The 16,941-nt window shown below is 42.3% G+C and carries 15 protein-coding genes; 8 read left to right on the forward strand and 7 right to left on the reverse strand.

Translation table 11 applies throughout. The annotated features are described in order from the left end of the window. Window positions 1-208: 208 nt before the first annotated feature. Together RRG12_RS23920 and RRG12_RS23925 are read right to left on the reverse strand one after the other, a co-directional pair. Window positions 209-1,642 carry a BCD family MFS transporter gene (locus RRG12_RS23920; RefSeq protein ID WP_420760901.1) on the reverse strand — a complete coding sequence of 478 codons (1,434 nt, stop codon included), beginning with the start codon at window positions 1,640-1,642 and terminating at the stop codon, window positions 209-211. Window positions 1,643-1,791: 149 nt separating this feature from the next. Then, window positions 1,792-1,863: a tetratricopeptide repeat protein gene (locus RRG12_RS23925; protein WP_420760936.1), complete on the reverse strand. Its 72-nt coding sequence runs from the start codon at window positions 1,861-1,863 to the stop codon at window positions 1,792-1,794. A gap of 51 nt (window positions 1,864-1,914) precedes the next feature. Here RRG12_RS23925 and RRG12_RS23930 point away from each other — a divergent pair, with 51 nt between their 5' ends. Continuing rightward, window positions 1,915-2,724: an Rpn family recombination-promoting nuclease/putative transposase gene (locus tag RRG12_RS23930; protein WP_420760902.1), complete on the forward strand. Its 810-nt coding sequence runs from the start codon at window positions 1,915-1,917 to the stop codon at window positions 2,722-2,724. A gap of 18 nt (window positions 2,725-2,742) precedes the next feature. Beyond that, a complete protein-coding gene (locus tag RRG12_RS23935) occupies window positions 2,743-2,937 on the forward strand; it encodes a hypothetical protein (RefSeq protein ID WP_420760903.1) in 195 nt (64 codons plus the stop codon). Between the two features lie 283 nt (window positions 2,938-3,220). Here the strand turns inward: RRG12_RS23935 and RRG12_RS23940 are convergent, their stop codons facing one another. After that, the gene (locus RRG12_RS23940; protein WP_420760904.1) at window positions 3,221-4,261 is read right to left on the reverse strand and encodes a lipase family protein; all 1,041 of its coding nucleotides are present in this window, start codon (window positions 4,259-4,261) and stop codon (window positions 3,221-3,223) included. Between the two features lie 145 nt (window positions 4,262-4,406). Continuing rightward, entirely contained in the window at window positions 4,407-4,700 is a 294-nt protein-coding gene (locus RRG12_RS23945; protein WP_420760905.1) for a hypothetical protein, read from the reverse strand. A 200-nt stretch (window positions 4,701-4,900) separates the two neighbouring features. Between RRG12_RS23945 and RRG12_RS23950 the strand changes: the two genes are divergently transcribed. Continuing rightward, window positions 4,901-5,125, forward strand: a complete 225-nt coding sequence (locus RRG12_RS23950; RefSeq protein ID WP_109011393.1) for a hypothetical protein — start codon at window positions 4,901-4,903, stop codon at window positions 5,123-5,125. Between the two features lie 267 nt (window positions 5,126-5,392). Continuing rightward, on the forward strand, window positions 5,393-6,340 hold the full coding sequence (locus RRG12_RS23955; protein WP_420760906.1) for an aldo/keto reductase: 948 nt from the start codon (window positions 5,393-5,395) through the stop codon (window positions 6,338-6,340). Between the two features lie 10 nt (window positions 6,341-6,350). Here RRG12_RS23955 and RRG12_RS23960 read toward each other — a convergent pair whose 3' ends face one another. The 3 genes from RRG12_RS23960 to rimO all read right to left on the reverse strand — a co-directional run bounded on the left by RRG12_RS23960 (window position 6,351) and on the right by rimO (window position 10,480). After that, the gene (locus RRG12_RS23960; RefSeq protein ID WP_420760907.1) at window positions 6,351-6,929 is read right to left on the reverse strand and encodes a Uma2 family endonuclease; all 579 of its coding nucleotides are present in this window, start codon (window positions 6,927-6,929) and stop codon (window positions 6,351-6,353) included. A gap of 424 nt (window positions 6,930-7,353) precedes the next feature. Beyond that, window positions 7,354-8,886 (reverse strand): DEAD/DEAH box helicase, encoded by a 1,533-nt coding sequence (locus RRG12_RS23965; RefSeq protein WP_420760908.1) that lies wholly within the window; start codon window positions 8,884-8,886, stop codon window positions 7,354-7,356. Window positions 8,887-9,160: 274 nt separating this feature from the next. Then, the gene (rimO, locus tag RRG12_RS23970) at window positions 9,161-10,480 is read right to left on the reverse strand and encodes a 30S ribosomal protein S12 methylthiotransferase RimO (protein WP_069069007.1); all 1,320 of its coding nucleotides are present in this window, start codon (window positions 10,478-10,480) and stop codon (window positions 9,161-9,163) included. A gap of 758 nt (window positions 10,481-11,238) precedes the next feature. Here rimO and btpA point away from each other — a divergent pair. The 4 genes from btpA (at window position 11,239) to RRG12_RS23990 (ending at window position 16,914) form a co-directional block, all read left to right on the forward strand. Next, window positions 11,239-12,087: a photosystem I biogenesis protein BtpA gene (gene btpA, locus RRG12_RS23975; RefSeq protein ID WP_069069006.1), complete on the forward strand. Its 849-nt coding sequence runs from the start codon at window positions 11,239-11,241 to the stop codon at window positions 12,085-12,087. Window positions 12,088-12,258: 171 nt separating this feature from the next. Beyond that, window positions 12,259-13,242: a vitamin K epoxide reductase family protein gene (locus RRG12_RS23980; protein ID WP_420760909.1), complete on the forward strand. Its 984-nt coding sequence runs from the start codon at window positions 12,259-12,261 to the stop codon at window positions 13,240-13,242. A 681-nt stretch (window positions 13,243-13,923) separates the two neighbouring features. Next, window positions 13,924-16,128 (forward strand): CHASE2 domain-containing protein, encoded by a 2,205-nt coding sequence (locus RRG12_RS23985; RefSeq protein WP_420760910.1) that lies wholly within the window; start codon window positions 13,924-13,926, stop codon window positions 16,126-16,128. 546 nt (window positions 16,129-16,674) lie between these two features. Beyond that, the gene (locus RRG12_RS23990; protein WP_069069004.1) at window positions 16,675-16,914 is read left to right on the forward strand and encodes a hypothetical protein; all 240 of its coding nucleotides are present in this window, start codon (window positions 16,675-16,677) and stop codon (window positions 16,912-16,914) included. Window positions 16,915-16,941 lie beyond the last annotated feature (27 nt).

Below are 16,941 nucleotides of genomic sequence, written 5' to 3' on the forward strand. Positions count from 1 at the left end.
GGGGGGGGGGGGGGGGGGGGGGCCCAAAATCTTGCAATAGCTGCTTGCCCACCCTGGTAGTGGTAGTTTGGGCAAAATCCAGAATTGTTGTCCAAAAATCATTCATTGGTTATTTAGTCATTTGTCATTAGTTATTTGTCATTTGTCATTTGTCCCATGCCCACTTGCCCTGAGCGAAGTCGAAGGGATGCCCCATGCCCTATACAGTTTAGTCTAAATCGCTTTCTAAAACAGATGCGATCGCTTGTTTGGCACTTGTTTGAAATTCTGTAACGTTCACCCGATTCAGAAACCAAATCGATACCACCATTCCCACGGCTTCTAGAGCAAATACCAGTCCATAAGCTAACTCTGGGCTAGGTAACAGCTGGCGTCCAATATCCAAAACTGTACCTCCGATTACTACCGCCACACCTCTAGAAAGAGACTGCGCTAATCCCCATGCCCCAATGAATGTACCTGCGGCTTCCGCTGCGGTAAGATCCAACATCAAGCTAATTGCAGCCGTTGTTAAGAAACCTGTGGCTAAACCGAATAAGACCAAACCTAGTTTGAGAACTGCTGCATTAGCCGTAAATCCTGATATGCCGAGCAATATTGCACAGAATGCCACCAACATACAGCCTAAACGTGCAGTTCTGCGCTTACCCAAACGCGGGACTATGAAAAAGCCCGTAACGCCGTAAGCAATCAGTAGACCCGTTCCATAAAAAATATTTAATTTGGTACTTTCCGCCAGGGGCATTTTAAACACTTGACCCGCATACGGTTCCAAAATCGGGTCTTGCATAAACAAACTGATAGTCATCACCAGTAAAAAGGTGAAAAATATACCTGTTTGTGGGCTAGCTGTCAATATTTTCCAAGCATTGCCTAGAGTGATGCTATCTTCCCGATTCACCAGTGTGGAACGGGTTGAGTATTGAGAGTACTTTTTTTCTACGCCGAATGTTGCTGCGATCGCTAAACCAAATACAATTGCAGGGACGATAGTAAACAATCGGTTAATTGCTGGCTGCAAGGTTTCTACAGTTGCTTCTGGCGTTAACTGTTTCAGCAAGCTGGCACTAATAATCGCCCCAACAATAATCCCCACCATTAGCATCGACCAAACCACACCGACTACTTTAGAACGGTTATCTTCTTCAGATATATCCACCAACAAAGCAGCAAAGGCAGTACCGCTAGCACAAATTCCTAGACCGTAGACAGCGAAAACTAAAGCCAAAAGTGCTGTCCAACCGATTGTTTGGGTTGTCCATACCCAAGCACCTGAACTATTTCCAGCAAGATTCATCTGCCACATTACTTGTACAGCTAAAAATGCTGCGATCGCAAATATTGCTGCGCCTACCCAAACATAAGCTGTGCGGTGGTATCCCCATAAAGGTTTAGCATCGGAAATCTGGCCAAACCAGATCCGTGAAGGAGCAACAAATAAAGGCAGTGCTAAAACTACTGATACCAGCGTCGCCGGAATTGCTATTTCTTGAATCATGACTCTGTTGAGTACCCCCAGAGTCAAGATTGACATCATGCTCAACCCCATCTGAAATAAACCCAGCCGGAACATGGTCAGCAGGTTTACTCTTGGCACAGATAGGGATTTTGTTTTGGTATCAAATACTTCACCGCTTGCCATAGCTACTTTTTCGTATAGTTTATAGGATTTAATTTCTCTCTTTTAATAAAGATAAACCCTACCCGCTCGAAATCAGCGAACGAAAAGTTGAAGTTGCGATGGCGTTTTGTCCCGCCAGAGGCGATCGATCGCAGTTATTTGGCAAATAATTATACACCTCGATTAGCATAAACTTCAGCCAAGTTAGGATTAATCTTTAGAGCTTGGTTGTAATCTGCGATGTCTACGACGGGCTACGCCTACGCATAACGAGAGAATTTTAGGATGAAGTAGTGAAACGAGACTCCATTTACTATCAAATTTTTAAGCGCTTTCCAGGGTTACTCTTTGAACTGGTTGATAATCCTCCTCTGCAAGGGCAAAACTATCGATTTGAATCACTTGAAGTCAAAGAAACCGCTTTTCGCATCGATGGTGTATTTTTACCTCCAGAGAATGCAACATCCAAGGTGATCTTTTTTGCTGAAGTTCAATTCCAAAGAGATGAAGCCCTCTATCATCGGTTCTTTACCGAGTCGCTGATGTACCTGAACCGAAATCGCTCTCAATACGATGACTGGTTCTGTGTAGTAATTTTTTCATCACGCTCATTGGAACCAAGAGATCAAAAAACTCATCGAATATTTCTCAACAGCGACCAAGTGCAGCGAATTTATTTAGATGAGTTAGGCGCGACTAATCAGCAGCCAATAGGTATCAACTTGATGCAGTTGACTCTAGCATCGGATGAAGTGATGGCACAGCAAGCAAAGCAATTAATTGAGCGAGTAAAATTAGAAGAAACGGACACACTGCCGCAAAACGAAATACTAGACATCATCACCACAATCGCCGTTTATAAGTTTTCTTCATTGAGTAGAGAGGAAGTTGAAGCTATGCTAGGACTGACTTTGGAGCAAACAAGGGTTTATCAGGAAGCGAAAGCCGAAGGTCGAGAAGAAGGTCGAGAACAACGGGAAGCTGAAATGTTGAAACTTACCGTCCCTCTGTTACTAAAAACAGGGATGAGTGTGGAGCAGATTGCTCAACACCTCAATGTTGATATAGAAGCTGTCCAGATCGCTGCACAGTCAACCACATAGAATGAGGAAGTTATAGCTATGCTGGGATTGACTTTGGAGCAAACAAGAGTTTATCAAGAAGCGAAAGCTGAGGGTCGAGAAGAACGGAAAACTGAAATGTTGAAACTTACCGTCCCTCTGTTACTAAAAACAGGGATGAGTATGGAGGAGATTGCTCAACATCTCAATGTTGATATAGAAGCTGTCCAGCTTGCCACACAACAAAATACATAGAATGGGCATTTCATGTCTGTTGTCATATTTTGGCAAAATGAGGAGAGCTTGATTAAAATCCTCAATTGCCCTTTTATGGTATCTAGAGCGATCGCGCCAAAATGTGACAAATTAAGATGCTCATGATTTCATCAGAGTTGAAACTTGGCAGCAGGGGACTCCAGTCTCTAACATTTGCATAGTCCCTCTACACTCGCCCAAAAATGTCCTTAACGCCGTGGAATAACGTACATTTTTAATTAGGTATCTGCAATACAACCTTCTTGCTTAGGTTTACCGTGCATTAATTTGGAATTGCTGAACGATAAGTCAGGAACATATTGTGGTTAGAGGAAACAGCCCCTGTCTGGTTCGTGAAGTAAAGAGGGGTTCCAATATGCTGGTAAACCTGTTCAAATAATGGAGTTGGCAGCAAATCAACTAGCTTGTCAAGAAAAGTAGTCGTCTTTCTGCGTGCCTTTGTCATAGATCCCCCCAATACTCCTTCATCCTGTAACATCTCATCACCAATTATTCGTTCTGTCCCTCCGGGAACAACTATAACAACATCTTCGCTATTAGCAATGCGATAGCAATTTATTCCTTGAAACCCCTTAGCAAAATCTGGAGCTCCAACGCGGGGACTCGCAAATGTGTAGAGATCAAGATCGTATCCTATCTCCTTAATGTGACGTGCTGCTAAAGTTGCTATGGCTCCTCCTAAGCTGTGCCCTGTCACAAAAATTTTGCACTGACCTGGCTTGCAGTGTTGGGTTAACGTTTGATACACAACGTCTGCAATTGCGCGTTCATTTCCCTGTGTAGGTCTCCTAACAACTTCTAGAAGCTGTGAGTATAAATCCCGATCGTCCTTATACTTGATACTTCCAGTTGTGTCGAACTCATAGCGCAGTAATTCTCCATGTTGAATGGCACGGGTATAAATGACATGAAAACCTTTGCTTACTTGGCCCAAGTTCTCCTTCCCCAAAAATATGTCCTGAGCGAAGTCAAAGTTACGATACCACTCCTGCCACTCGCGTGTACCACGGAAAACAACAAAAATCTCCTCATTTGTACCTTGTGGAGGGTTAGGCAAACGTTTTGCAATAAAACCGAAGGGAACAGTTTCTGGTTGTGTCCACCAAAAACCTGTAAATTTTAAAATGTCTAGAATTTCGTACTCCACTTTGCCTTGAAAATTATTTTGATCAAGATCCTGAACATTTGTAACGAAAGCTGTAGAGCCAACTAACTTTTTGGTTGCTTCAGGCAACCAAGGCTTTTTATTATCGTAGCAATCGTATTGTTGGTAGGCTCGCTCAATGAGGTGAGCCAGTTCCATTGCTTTGGCAGAGGAAAAATTCGGATCTGGAGGAGACACAAAAGTGGTCATAGCTAAACTATTTAATAAGTAATTTTTCTATAGATGTTACACTAAAATAGAATTTTAAAAAATTTAAAAATTTAATTAAGCATTTTTATTGGGATTAAGGTTTAGTATTTATTTCTGGGTTTGGACTGACAATTGAATCTGGTGTAGGACTAATAACTGAATTAACAGTCGGTTGGTCTGTACTCGCATGTAATATTGCTCTTTCGTAAGCCTTTACAATTTCTTCCAATTCAGCAGGTTTATTGGCACTGTTACTATAATTAAGTCTAATCAGCAAACTTCTTCCCTCTCCTGCTAAACTTTGATGAAAAGCAGACCATTTGGCTACTGGAATTACAGAACGAATAGATACTAAAGCAGTAGCAAAACATCCCAAAAAAGCTCTCATTTTTGTATGATCTGCTATAGCAAGAGCTAATGTTGCTCCTACACTACTGTAACTTTATTGAGTGCAATCAAGCCAGATAAAAATATCAATATTAAAATGTGGTTTTAACTACGCTATTCCATTGAATTAGTAAGATAAACTTGCCGTATGTATGTCATCAAAATACTTAGCTTCATCTAGTAACCAAAAAGGCATAAGCAATGAGTAAAGAACCAGTCAAAGTAATATTGTGGGAAGAAAATCAAAAAGATTTTCTCAAAAAGTTCTATGATCTTCAATTTACTCCCAGAGTAGGAGAGGAAGTTTACCTAAAAAAGGAGAAATGGAAAGTAACCAGAGTTGAGCATGATATCGAAATTAGTGAGATTAATGTCTACATGGAATTAATCAAAAAAGCCAAGCAGGATAAATCATCTAATTCATAAATACAAGTAAATACACTCAACTATAGCAATCCTATTTGATTTGTGAGAATTGCAGATCGCAGATCCCCGACTTCTTGGAGAAGTCGGGGATCTTGTTTATGCGAGTTTGATTCAGATTTTAAATTTTTATACAAGGCGCGATGTCTACGACGAGCTACGCCTACGCACAACACAAGTTGTAGCCAAGTGGTGACGATCGCACCCAATCTTGTCTATAACGATACACTATAAAAGTAAAGAAATGTAAATAAATCAAATTTTGCAACCGTGGAAAACATCACATTGGGGCAAAATGGCCCATCTGTTACACCCTTGTGCATCGGCACTTGGGCTTGGGGTGATAAACTATTTTGGAATTATGGCGATCGCTATGGCCCAGAACAGTTACAAGAAGCCTTTACCGCAGCCTTAGAAGCTGGTATTACCTTCTTTGATACAGCTGAAGTCTACGGAATGGGATTATCAGAGAAATTTTTGGGAGAATTTCTGCAACAGACACAACAATCTGTACAAATTGCCACAAAATTTGGCCCTCTACCGTGGCGATTTACAGCCCAATCCGTCTCTGATGCTTTAACAGCTAGCCTCAAACGCTTGCAATTAGAGCGAATCGCCCTGTATCAAGTGCATTGGCCTTTTGCCTTCTTTTTAAGTCAAGAAACTTTGATGAATGCCCTAGCAGATGAAGTGAAGCGGGGCAGAATTGCCGCAGTCGGTGTAAGTAATTACTCCGCAGAGCAAATGCGAGACGCGCATCAAATATTGGCTACCCGTGGAGTGCCTTTGGCTGTGAACCAAGTGCGCTATTCTTTACTCAGTCGTCAAGTTGAAAGCCAAAGTATTATCGCAACTGCGCGTGAGTTGGGTGTGACTATCTTGGCTTATAGTCCTTTAGCACAAGGATTACTCACTGGAAAGTACAGCATTGAGAGTATTGAAACCCCCACTGGTGCGAGGAAAATAGACCCGCGATTTAAGAAAGAAGGTCTGCAAAAAATTGCCCCAGTGATATCTTTGCTACGCAATTTCGGGGAAAAATACGATCGCACCCCTGCCCAAGTTGCTCTCAACTGGTTAATTGCTCAGGGGAACGTTATTCCCATTGCTGGGGTGAAAACGGCCGAACACGTGCGACAAAATGCTGGTGCTTTAGGCTGGAAATTGAGCGACGATGAAGTTGCAGAGTTAGAACTAGTTAGTCGTCCTTGGCTGTAGTATTTTTGAACTACTCAAACACAGGAGGCCAAATTTCTGACACTACTAGCTCCCAACCTGGTAATAAGTCTGGTAGTGTCAGTTCATCGTTATCCTGCAAAACTATTGGTTCTTGATTGAGTCGATAAACTGTAAGCGTCAATTTGTCAGGATCAATCAGGATACCAACTGTAGATCCGAGTTGTAAGAATAGCTGAATCTTTTCTACCAGTGGTTTGATCTGGTCTGACTTAGATTTTATCTCTACCATCAAGTCAGGTACGAGTTCTACAAAGTCGCGCTTGCTTGTTTTCAGTCTATCAGCACGAACAAAAGACACATCGGGAGCGCGGAGATTTCGTTTTTCGTTATCAGCTTCTTTCCCGTTTTCAGTTTCTAATGTAGGCAAAATGAAGCCAGCGCTAGAACCTGTTACCCGTCCTAGTCTTTGTGGGCGTACCCAGTTGCCGAGTAGTCTAACTAACTCAGCACCAATTTCCTCTGACTCATAATCTGATGGCCCCATAAGAAATATATTTCCGTCTACTAGCTCCATCTGCCATTCTGGATGCTCTGCTTGTAATTGCTCTAAGTCTGGAATAGTGAACATAAGACCACTAAGAATGCATCTGTAATTTATAAGAAGAATTCAGAACTCAGGAGTCAGAATTCAGCATGAATTCTATGAATATTGGTTTAAAACCGTACTTCTCTACGAGACGCTACCGCGAACGTCCCGCTACGCTAACGCCCCTGGTGGGCGAAACTAGTATTAAATATTTTTCCTTGATTATTACTTTATCCCTTTATGGGTAGAGTATTCACCAATTCTGAATTCTGAATTCTGAATTCTGACTCCTCTTTTATCTTCCTACAAACTAGTAGAAAAAATTACCCAAAAAGCCAAAAAGTCAAGAGCCAAAGTCAAAATCTTGACTCCTAACTCTCAACTCTCCAATTTTAGGTTTGGATTTTGGATTGAAGAAAAAATCTAAAAATCTAAAATCCAAAATTGATTAACTTCTAACTGTTGACTAAGAAGCTGATTCTCTAGCTATAGGTGAACCTATCTTTTTACTAGGGGATGCAGAAGAATCCTGTCCACTTGTCCGTAGTTTGGGCTTGGGAGAAGAATGTCTTTCTTCACCATTGCTGCTATCTGATTTCCACGCAGCACGGGGGCGATCGCTAGAAGATGATTCACGACGCTTGCCAAGTCTGGGTTTGGGAGCAGAGGATTCTTCTTGGGGAATTTCCACATCTGAACTCAACCAAGCGGGGCGAGTTTGATCGTAAGCGATTTGTAGTGCAGCTGCGGCGATCGCTTGAGCATCGTATTCTTCAATCAATTCGCTGACAATGGGCAAGAATGAAGCCAAACGCTCACCTGTCAAAGCTTCCCGCACCAGTTCTTGCAATTTCAGAATGTGTTTTGCTTCAATCTGGGCGCGTGTGGGAATCGTCAGTACTTGCCAACTTTGGCGGTTATGACGTTCAAATGTTTGCTGTTTGCGGCGCTCAAATGGTTGTACTAAAGAAATTGCTGTTCCTTCTTTACCAGCACGACCAGTACGACCAATGCGGTGAACGTAAGTTTCTACGCTATCGGGTAAGTCGAAGTTGATTACATGGGAGAGTTGATCGACATCTAACCCTCTTGCTGCAATGTCAGTTGCTACCACCCAGCGAACTTGACGGTTACGGAATCTGATTAATAACCGTTCCCGCGCTTGTTGGGACAAGTCACCGTGGTATTCATCGACACTGTGACCAGCGCCTTGCAACTGACTGGTGAGTTCGGCGGCTGTGCGTCTGGTGCGAACAAAGATTAAAGCTGTTTCTGGATCTTCCATTTCCAGAATTGGCTGTAAAGCTTTGGCTTTTGTCCAGTGGCGGGGGATCAAGTAAGCTACTTGATTAATCTTGTTGGGAGCGGCTTTTGGCTGCTCAACGGTGACAGTTGCAGGCGATCGCAAGAACTTGTTCACCAACATCCGAATCGATGGTGGCATTGTCGCCGAGAATAAAGCTGTTTGGCGATCTACGGGCGCTTGCGAGAGGATTTTGATCACATCGTCGATAAAGCCCATGCTCAACATTTCATCAGCTTCATCCAACACAAACCACTTCACTTGATCGAGCTTTAAACAGCCGCGATCTAGCAAATCGATCACCCGTCCTGGAGTACCCACGACCATGTGAACGCCACGTTTGAGTTGTAACATTTGACGGTCAATTGATTGACCACCGTAGATTGCTAACACCCGCAATCCTTCATTACCGATGAATTGGGCGATCGCATCGTGAACTTGCATTGCTAATTCACGAGTTGGTGTTAAAACTATGGCTTGTACGGCTCTTTGATTAATATCTAGCCGCTCTAAAATTGGCAGTGAAAATGCTGCCGTTTTGCCTGTTCCAGTTTGAGATTGACCGACTACATCACGACCATTCAGCAATTGGGGAATTGCTTGGACTTGAATGTTGGTGGGTTCGGTAAAACCGATTTTTTCTAGTTGTGCGACACGTTCTTGGGAAATGCCTAGTTCTTGGAATGAAAGAGTCATTAATTCTCCTAAATTTTTTGTAAGGATTTTTGGATTAGTCATTTAGTCATTAGTCATTAGTCATTAGTCATTAGTCATTAGTTATTGGCTAGTTAGTGAGCCAAGGGCGATAGCAAAGCCTCAATTTTTGGAGAAACTATGCTCACGAGTGAGTCTCCGAACTTCAGGTAAACCCTCATGAAAACTGCTATTAATGCAGCATTGACCTTAATATAAGGATGAATCTGTAAGGGTCATTTAACAAATGGACTTTGGACAAAAGACAAATGACAATTTAGTTATTGACTACTTGACCATAGAGGTCGTATGTATCAGCGTGGTGAATCGCTATTGGCACGATGGTTCCTAATCTTGCCTGGCCTTTGACATACACCAGACCATCAACCTCTGGGGAAAATCTACCTGAACGACCGATTAATTCACCACTTTCAGGATTTTCTTGCTCAATCAGGACATCGACTATTTTGCCTACTTCCTGTTGATTTTTCTTTTGAGAAATCGGTTGCTGGAGTTCCATCAGTTGGTATCGGCGATCGTCCATCACTTCTTGGGGCAAGTGATTTGGTAGTTTGTAAGCTGGGGTTCCTTCCTCAGAGGAAAAGGTGAAGACACCAACATGATCGAATTCATGCCGCTGAACGAACTCTAGTAGATGCTCAAAATGCTCGCTTGTTTCTCCTGGGAAACCAACAATAAATGTTGTCCGCATTACGGCTGTTGGTAGCGCCGTTTTAATGCGATCTATAATCCCATCATTTACGCGCCCTTGCCAAGGACGATTCATGGCGCGGAGAACATCTGGATGGGAATGCTGCAAGGGCAAATCCAGGTAAGGCAAGACGTTGGGTGTTTCTTGGATCGCCGCAATCACATCTGGGGTTAGTCCCGTGGGATAAGCATAGTGCATTCTGATCCACGGTATATCTACTTTCCCCAAAGCGCGAAGCAATTCCGCTAATTTTGGTTGACCGTAAATATCCAAACCGTAATTAGTGGTGATTTGGGAAATTAGAATAATTTCCTTTACCCCTTGACTAACTAACTGCTCCGCTTCGGCGACGATAGATTCAATAGTACGCGATCGCTGGTTCCCTCGAAGATGAGGAATGATACAAAATGCACAACGATAATCACATCCTTCTGCAACCCGTAGATAAGCTACGCCCTCGGTTGTAGTACGATAGCGCGGTGTAGTCTCATCGGCAATGTAGGTTGGTTCGATACTAACCTGTTTGACCCGCTCGCCAAGTTCAACACGCTCAATTACATTTACAATTTTGTGATAATCGCCAGTACCCACTACGGCTACTGCTTCGGGTAACTCTTCCAAAAGTTGTTCTTGGAAGTGTTGCGCCATACAGCCAGTGATTACGATCTTTTTATTTGCCTCTGCCAGTTCTACCAAAGTTCTGACAGATTCTTGCCGCGCAGCTTCAATAAAACTACAAGTATTAACAATAACGTAATCTGCTAACTCTTCATTTGTATCTACGCCGTAGCCTGCTTCCACGAGCATTCCCAGCATGTGTTCTGTATCAATTCGATTTTTCTCGCAGCCCAGGTGAGAAATGGCAATTGTTGGCTTATCACCCATATTTTGAAAATATCTTCATTTTTTTCTTCTTGTAGTCAAACATTGCAGCGCTAATTTCGCTTTTTTCTATCACTATCCTTCAGATAACAGTATGCAGTAGATTTCCACTGTCAGTAATTGTCCGTGGACTTATGACCCTATCAATAAATAAAAATAGAGGCCATGTTATGATATTTTTATCAATCTGTTCCCCAGGGTAAATTGAAGTGTCTTTGGGTACATTTGACACTTGTAATCTTTTTTAACAATTCGCCTATTGGTATTTTACATTACCACAGCGTGTGCGTTGTTAATTTACCCATCGGGAAGCCGCCCAAAGGGCTTGTTGTGAGAAGTCGCTACCCTCAGGGAAATCGACGAAAGCGACTACGCCTATAAAGCAGTAATGCTAACCTGGCGATTGGCAAGTCCTACGACAATGCGCGGACGAGACGCCTAAACCACGGAAAGCTGCCTTGCGTCTAGTGAGTGGCAAACTCCTCTTGTAGCCAGGTTTTATCTTAACATATCTTATGGGAGGTTTCACGCCAATTTCCATCTTAGGAAGGAGGCAGTAAACCGACTATCATAAAACACATTTGACTAGTTAATGAAAAGTCAAGAGTCAAGGGTCAAGAGGAGCCAGTCACGTGCGGGGTTTTCCCCGTTGAAGAGCCACCTCCCTATAGAGATTTTCTCTGTTCAGGGGAGTGGTGTTGAACTGGCGTTCAATAGTCAAAAAATTCTGGACTCTGGACTCCGCGAGGCGGATTAAAGACGTGGACTTATATCAGATATTTAAAACTCGCTCACCAATTATTGGCGTGGTTCACCTGCTACCACTGCCTACCTCACCCCGTTGGGGAGGTAGCCTAAAAGCAGTGATTGATCGTGCCGAACAAGAAGCCGCAGCCTTAGCAAGTGGAGGGGTTGACGGGCTGATTGTCGAGAATTTTTTCGATGCGCCATTTACCAAAAACCAAGTTGATCCAGTGGTTGTGAGTGCCATGACCATTGTGGTGCAGCGGATACAGAATTTGGTGACTTTGCCTATAGGCTTAAATGTTTTGCGAAACGATGGCAAAAGTGCAATGGCGATCGCTAGCTGTGTGCAAGCGCAATTTATCCGCGTCAATGTCCTCACAGGGGTGATGGCAACCGACCAAGGATTAATTGAGGGAGAAGCCCATCAGTTACTCCGTTATCGACGGGAGTTAGGTTCTGATGTTAAAATCCTGGCCGATGTGTTGGTGAAACACGCCCGTCCTTTGAGTTCTCCAAATCTCACAGTCGCCGTGAAAGACACCATTGAAAGAGGTTTAGCAGACGCAGTGATTTTATCTGGTTGGGCTACTGGTAGTCCTCCTAACTTAGAAGATTTGGAACTAGCTTGTGGCGCAGCAAACGGCACACCAGTGTTCATCGGTAGCGGGGCCAATTGGGAAAATATTGATACATTGATGCAGGCAGCAGATGGTGTAATCGTTTCCAGTTCCCTGAAACGTCACGGACGGATAGAGCAACCAATTGACCCTATTCGCGTCAGTCAATTTGTGGAAGCCGCCCGTCGCAATTGGAACTCCAAAGGTGAAAGCAAATCAGCAGAACAAGTGAAGTTACATTCTTAATTGGGGAATGGGGAATGGGGAATGGGGAATGGGAAAGAAGCAAGGGAGCAGGGAGCAGGGAGTAAGGGAGAAGAGTTTTCCCCTCTGCTAAGAGCACCCCGCCCCTCTGCCTCTTTTCAATGCCCAATGCCCAATGCCCAATGCCCAATGCCCATTAACCAATAGCAATTTATGATTCGCCGTCGTTCTACTCCTTGGATTCATAAATGGTCACGTCCATTGATTGCCGCGATCGCTGGATGTGGTGCCCTGATCACAGGTTATCTCACCATAGAAAAGTTAACCGGAGGCACTGCCGCCTGTGTGGCAGAAGCTGGTGCTAAGGGCTGTAATGATGTGCTTTCCAGTCCTTGGGCAACGGTTTTTGGTCAGCCGTTAGCTTTGTTTGGATTTTTGGCATACATCAGTATGGTGGTATTCGCTTTGGCTCCCTTGGTATTTAAATCGGGGGAAAACAATAGCCGTAAACAATTGGAAAATTGGACATGGTGGTTGCTGTTGGTGGGTGCGATCGCTATGTCTGTCTTTAGCGGCTACTTAATGTACGTGCTGGCATCTCAAATCAAAGCTGTTTGTCCTTACTGTATCGGTTCAGCTTTGTTCTCCCTCAGTCTTTTGGTACTGACGATTCTCGGCCGGACTTGGGAAGATATTGGACAAATCTTATTTACCGCTCTGATTGTCGGCATGGTGACACTGATTGGTACTTTAGGCGTCTATGCTGGTGTGAATCAATCACAGGTTACACCCGGAACTCCTGGACAACCTGTAAAAATTTCCTTTACTCCCAATGTAAAACCTAACCCAGCATTTGGTTGGGAAATTACCACTACTTCTGGTGAAGCAGAAATAGCTTTAGCAAGCCATCTAGCGAAAGTAGGCGCGAAGCAATACAGTGCTTACTGGTGTCCTCACTGTCATGAACAAAAGCTGCTTTTTGGTAAAGAAGCTGAGGAAATAGTCAACAATGATATTAAGGTAGAGTGCGCTGCCGATGGACTCAAAGCTCAACCCGAAGTTTGTCAAGCCGCAAAAATTGAAGGCTTTCCCACTTGGATTATCAATGGTAAAAGCTATAGCGGAGTTCAAAACTTAGAGGAACTAGCGAAAGTTTCTGCCTACACAGGGCCTCGTAACTTCAAGTATTTCAAATAATTGACTTGCAGAGACTTCATCTGCGGTTTTCAATCCATTAAGTAGCCTACACCAACCTAGCTGTACGGTGTAGTTTACATCTAATAGTCAACTGGATGAATACAGCAATGTCTGTTTCCAGTTGGCTTTTTTGTTTTTGGTAAGAGTTTATTCCTACTTCTTCCCACCTGGTTTCTCTTATAATAAGCGTTGTCCGATACCCAATTATCAATTTTCCTACGGCTTTTATTTGCAAACACCTGACGCTAAGGGAAATTAATCAAGTATTTTTACTTTAAAACAATGTATACTTTAATTTCTTTTTACAGCACTTGGGAGCCACCTTGGGATGTAATCATGTCAGCGCCGAACCCAAAGGTGTATCTGTTGGGAGTTACCATAATTCTCAGGAAAATACCTAATTGATCACAAATGTGCAATTTTAATTGAGTAAGCTTAACCAGACAAGGTTTTCGGCATTTATTAATCTGTGCTGATCGCCATAAAAGTCCCGGTTGCCCTTTGGTCAGATAATTGGCCTCAATGTATGGTGTTACATCACAAATACTACGATGTCTTAAATAACCTTGCTGAGTTGAAAAAACTCTTAGAAACTCTATTTAGCTCCCCTTTGAGCTATGTTAGTCCGATAGTTAATAGCTAGAGGAGATAGAGAATATTTCTGCCTACTAGGTAATGGGAATGAATCAGCAGCTAGGCAAGCGTTTTGTAAAGTTAATCTTTGAACTGAAACAATCGCTTAGTCGAGGACACAGAGAATTGATTACTGCGGCCAGCGTTGCAGTCTGCGTCCTACTTTTGCGCTCCATCGGATTATTGCAATCTTTGGAGTTGGCAGCTTTGGATCAATTTTTTCACTTACGTCCAAATGAACCGCCAGAAGAACGTATTACGATTGTAGTGATTGATGAAGCCTATTTAGACGAAGTAGGTTCATGGCCGATTCCAGATGCGAAAATTGCCCTGTTGTTGCAAAAATTAAATGTCCACAAACCCCGTGCTATTGGCTTAGATATCTACAGAAATTTGCCAGTGGAGCCTGGGAATAAGGAACTGCGTAATGCTTATAAGTCAATGCCTAACTTGGTTGGGATTGAATTACTGGCAAATGATAAAAATAAAAGCATTGGAGTTTTACCTCCACCTGGGCTGAGTCGCCACCAAGTGGGTTTTAATAACGTACTGTATGACCCTGATGGTAAGATCCGTCGCAGCTTGTTATATTGGCATATCAATAATAAAGTACACGAAAGTTTTGCCCTGAAGCTGGCTTTGTTGTATTTAGAGTCAGAAGATATTACTCCTAGCAAAGCAAAAAGTAATCCTGAGTATTTGCAATTGGGTAAGGCAGCATTTACTCGTTTTGAGGCTAATGATGGTGCTTATGTGGGAGCTAATGCTAGAGGCTACCAAATTTTGACTAATTTTCCCAAACCTGAATGTCAAAGTTCATCTGGAGAATTTTGTAGTTTTCGCCAGGTATCGATGAAAGATGTACTGGCAGATAAAGTCCAAGAAAACTTAATCAAAGATCGGATTATACTTATTGGCTCCACCGCACCCAGTCTTCAGGATTTTGTATTCATTCCTTACTCCAGCAGTCTAATGGGTACGGCAAAGCCTGTACCTGGTATTCAACTGCAAGCTTATTTTATTAGTGAGTTAATCTCTGCTGCTGTTGATGGAAGACCATTACTCAAAGTCTGGACTGACTTGGTGGAATACTTGTGGATTTTTGTCTGGTCTTATCTAGGAGCCGTGACGACATGGCGGATGCAACATGCAACTAGGAGCCTGCTTAGTATCCTAGTTTCTTGCTTTGTATTTACCCTAAGTGCATACGTTGCTTTCTTGTATGGTTGGTGGCTACCACTCATTCCCTCACTGTTTTGCTTTGGCAGTTCAGCTATTTGGATGATCAGTCATATTGCCCACATGCAGGAAGAGTGGAAACGTTCTAAGGAATTTTTGCATCACGTCATCAACACGATTCCTGATCCAATTTTTGTGAAAAATGAACAACACCAGTGGATTGTTTTAAATGAGGCATATTGTCGATTTATCGGTTATCCGAAGAAGTTATTAATTGAAAAGTCAGACTATGACTTTTTCTCTAAACAGGAAGCTGATGTGTTTCGACAACAGGATGATCTGGTTTTTCGGACTCAGCAACCCCAGGAACATGAAGAAGAATTTACAAATGCAGATGGAAAGACTCATCAAATTGCCACTAAGCGATCGCTCCACAAAGACTCAGCTGGCAATTTCTTTTTAGTTGGGGTGATCCGAGATATTACTCAGCGCAAGCTGATGGAGGAGCAGCTGAAGCGTACTGCTGCTGAACTATTTCGCTCTAACAATGAATTAAAACTCAAAGAAGACCACTTACGTTATTTAGCGTATCACGACCCCCTCACCGGTTTATCTAATCGCAAATTTTTTGCTGAACAACTTTACGAGTCATTACATTGGGCGCAACACAACAACTTGTTACTGGGACTGCTGTTTATTGATCTAGATGGCTTTAAGCAAGTCAATGATACTCTGGGGCACGAGACTGGCGATCGCTTGCTAATGACTATCGCTGGAAGACTCAGCAACTCTTTACGTTCTAGTGATACGGTTTCTCGTTTGGGTGGCGATGAATTTACTGTGATTTTACGGGCAATTCCTAATGTTCAAATAGCTGCTAAAGTCGCTGAGAAAATTTTAAGCAGTATTACCAAGCCAATTGTTTTGGACGGCTATACAATCCGAGTCTCTGCCAGTATTGGCATTAGTGTTTACCCGTACAACAGTCAAGACAGTGAAACTTTGATGAAACAGGCAGATGCAGCAATGTACCGTGCCAAGCGTCTGGGTAAAAATCGCTACGAGTTTGCTTAATTAATTAAGAATTACAAGCCACTAGATTTTTACTCTGGTTAATATTTTTACTGATAAAAAATATACTTCTACGGAATCGGAATATAGCGGTGTTTCTTTGTTCCATATTTTAAAAATCCTTATAATATGCTAACTATCTTGTTTTATCTTTATAGTTCTTTACTCTAATCAAATTAGAGCTATACAATAAAATAAGTATTATTTAATATTTGCCTGAAGCAGTGATTTGGTAAACATCGTGCTTATACTTAACAAACATAAAGGCAATATTAATAAATCATGAATTTGGTAAAATGCTCACAGTAATCTATCAACATATCTAACTTTAGACTGATGTAAAAACGGCTCATTAATCATACTACTTAAGTATAGAGACTATTTAATACCAGTTATTTAAAGTGAATCTACAACTAGATACCATAATTACTTGTACGCAACAGTAATAATCTCATAAAGTTAAAATATTTTTTTCAAAAACATCAGTAAATATACGATAGACAAGAAAAATAAATTTGAAATGAAAAATTAGTAAATTTACTGACAGCGATGAAAACTAACTTCCGAATCACAAAGTTGATGATATTCTGTATAGGTGCTTACATTCTTATACCGAAAATTGCCGTTTGCACAGGTGTATTCAGTACTGCAAGTGCTAATACTTTTGCCACTACTAGTAGTAGCAACACCTTAATCGCCCACAAAGTAAATTCACAAGACACACAAGACACATATATTCCACCAAATTATGGTGGCCCAGATAGTCAGCATGGTAGCGGCACTCGCTGATGGCAATTCTAGATTTTAGATTGTGGA

Source organism: Nostoc sp. CALU 546, from assembly GCF_048836525.1.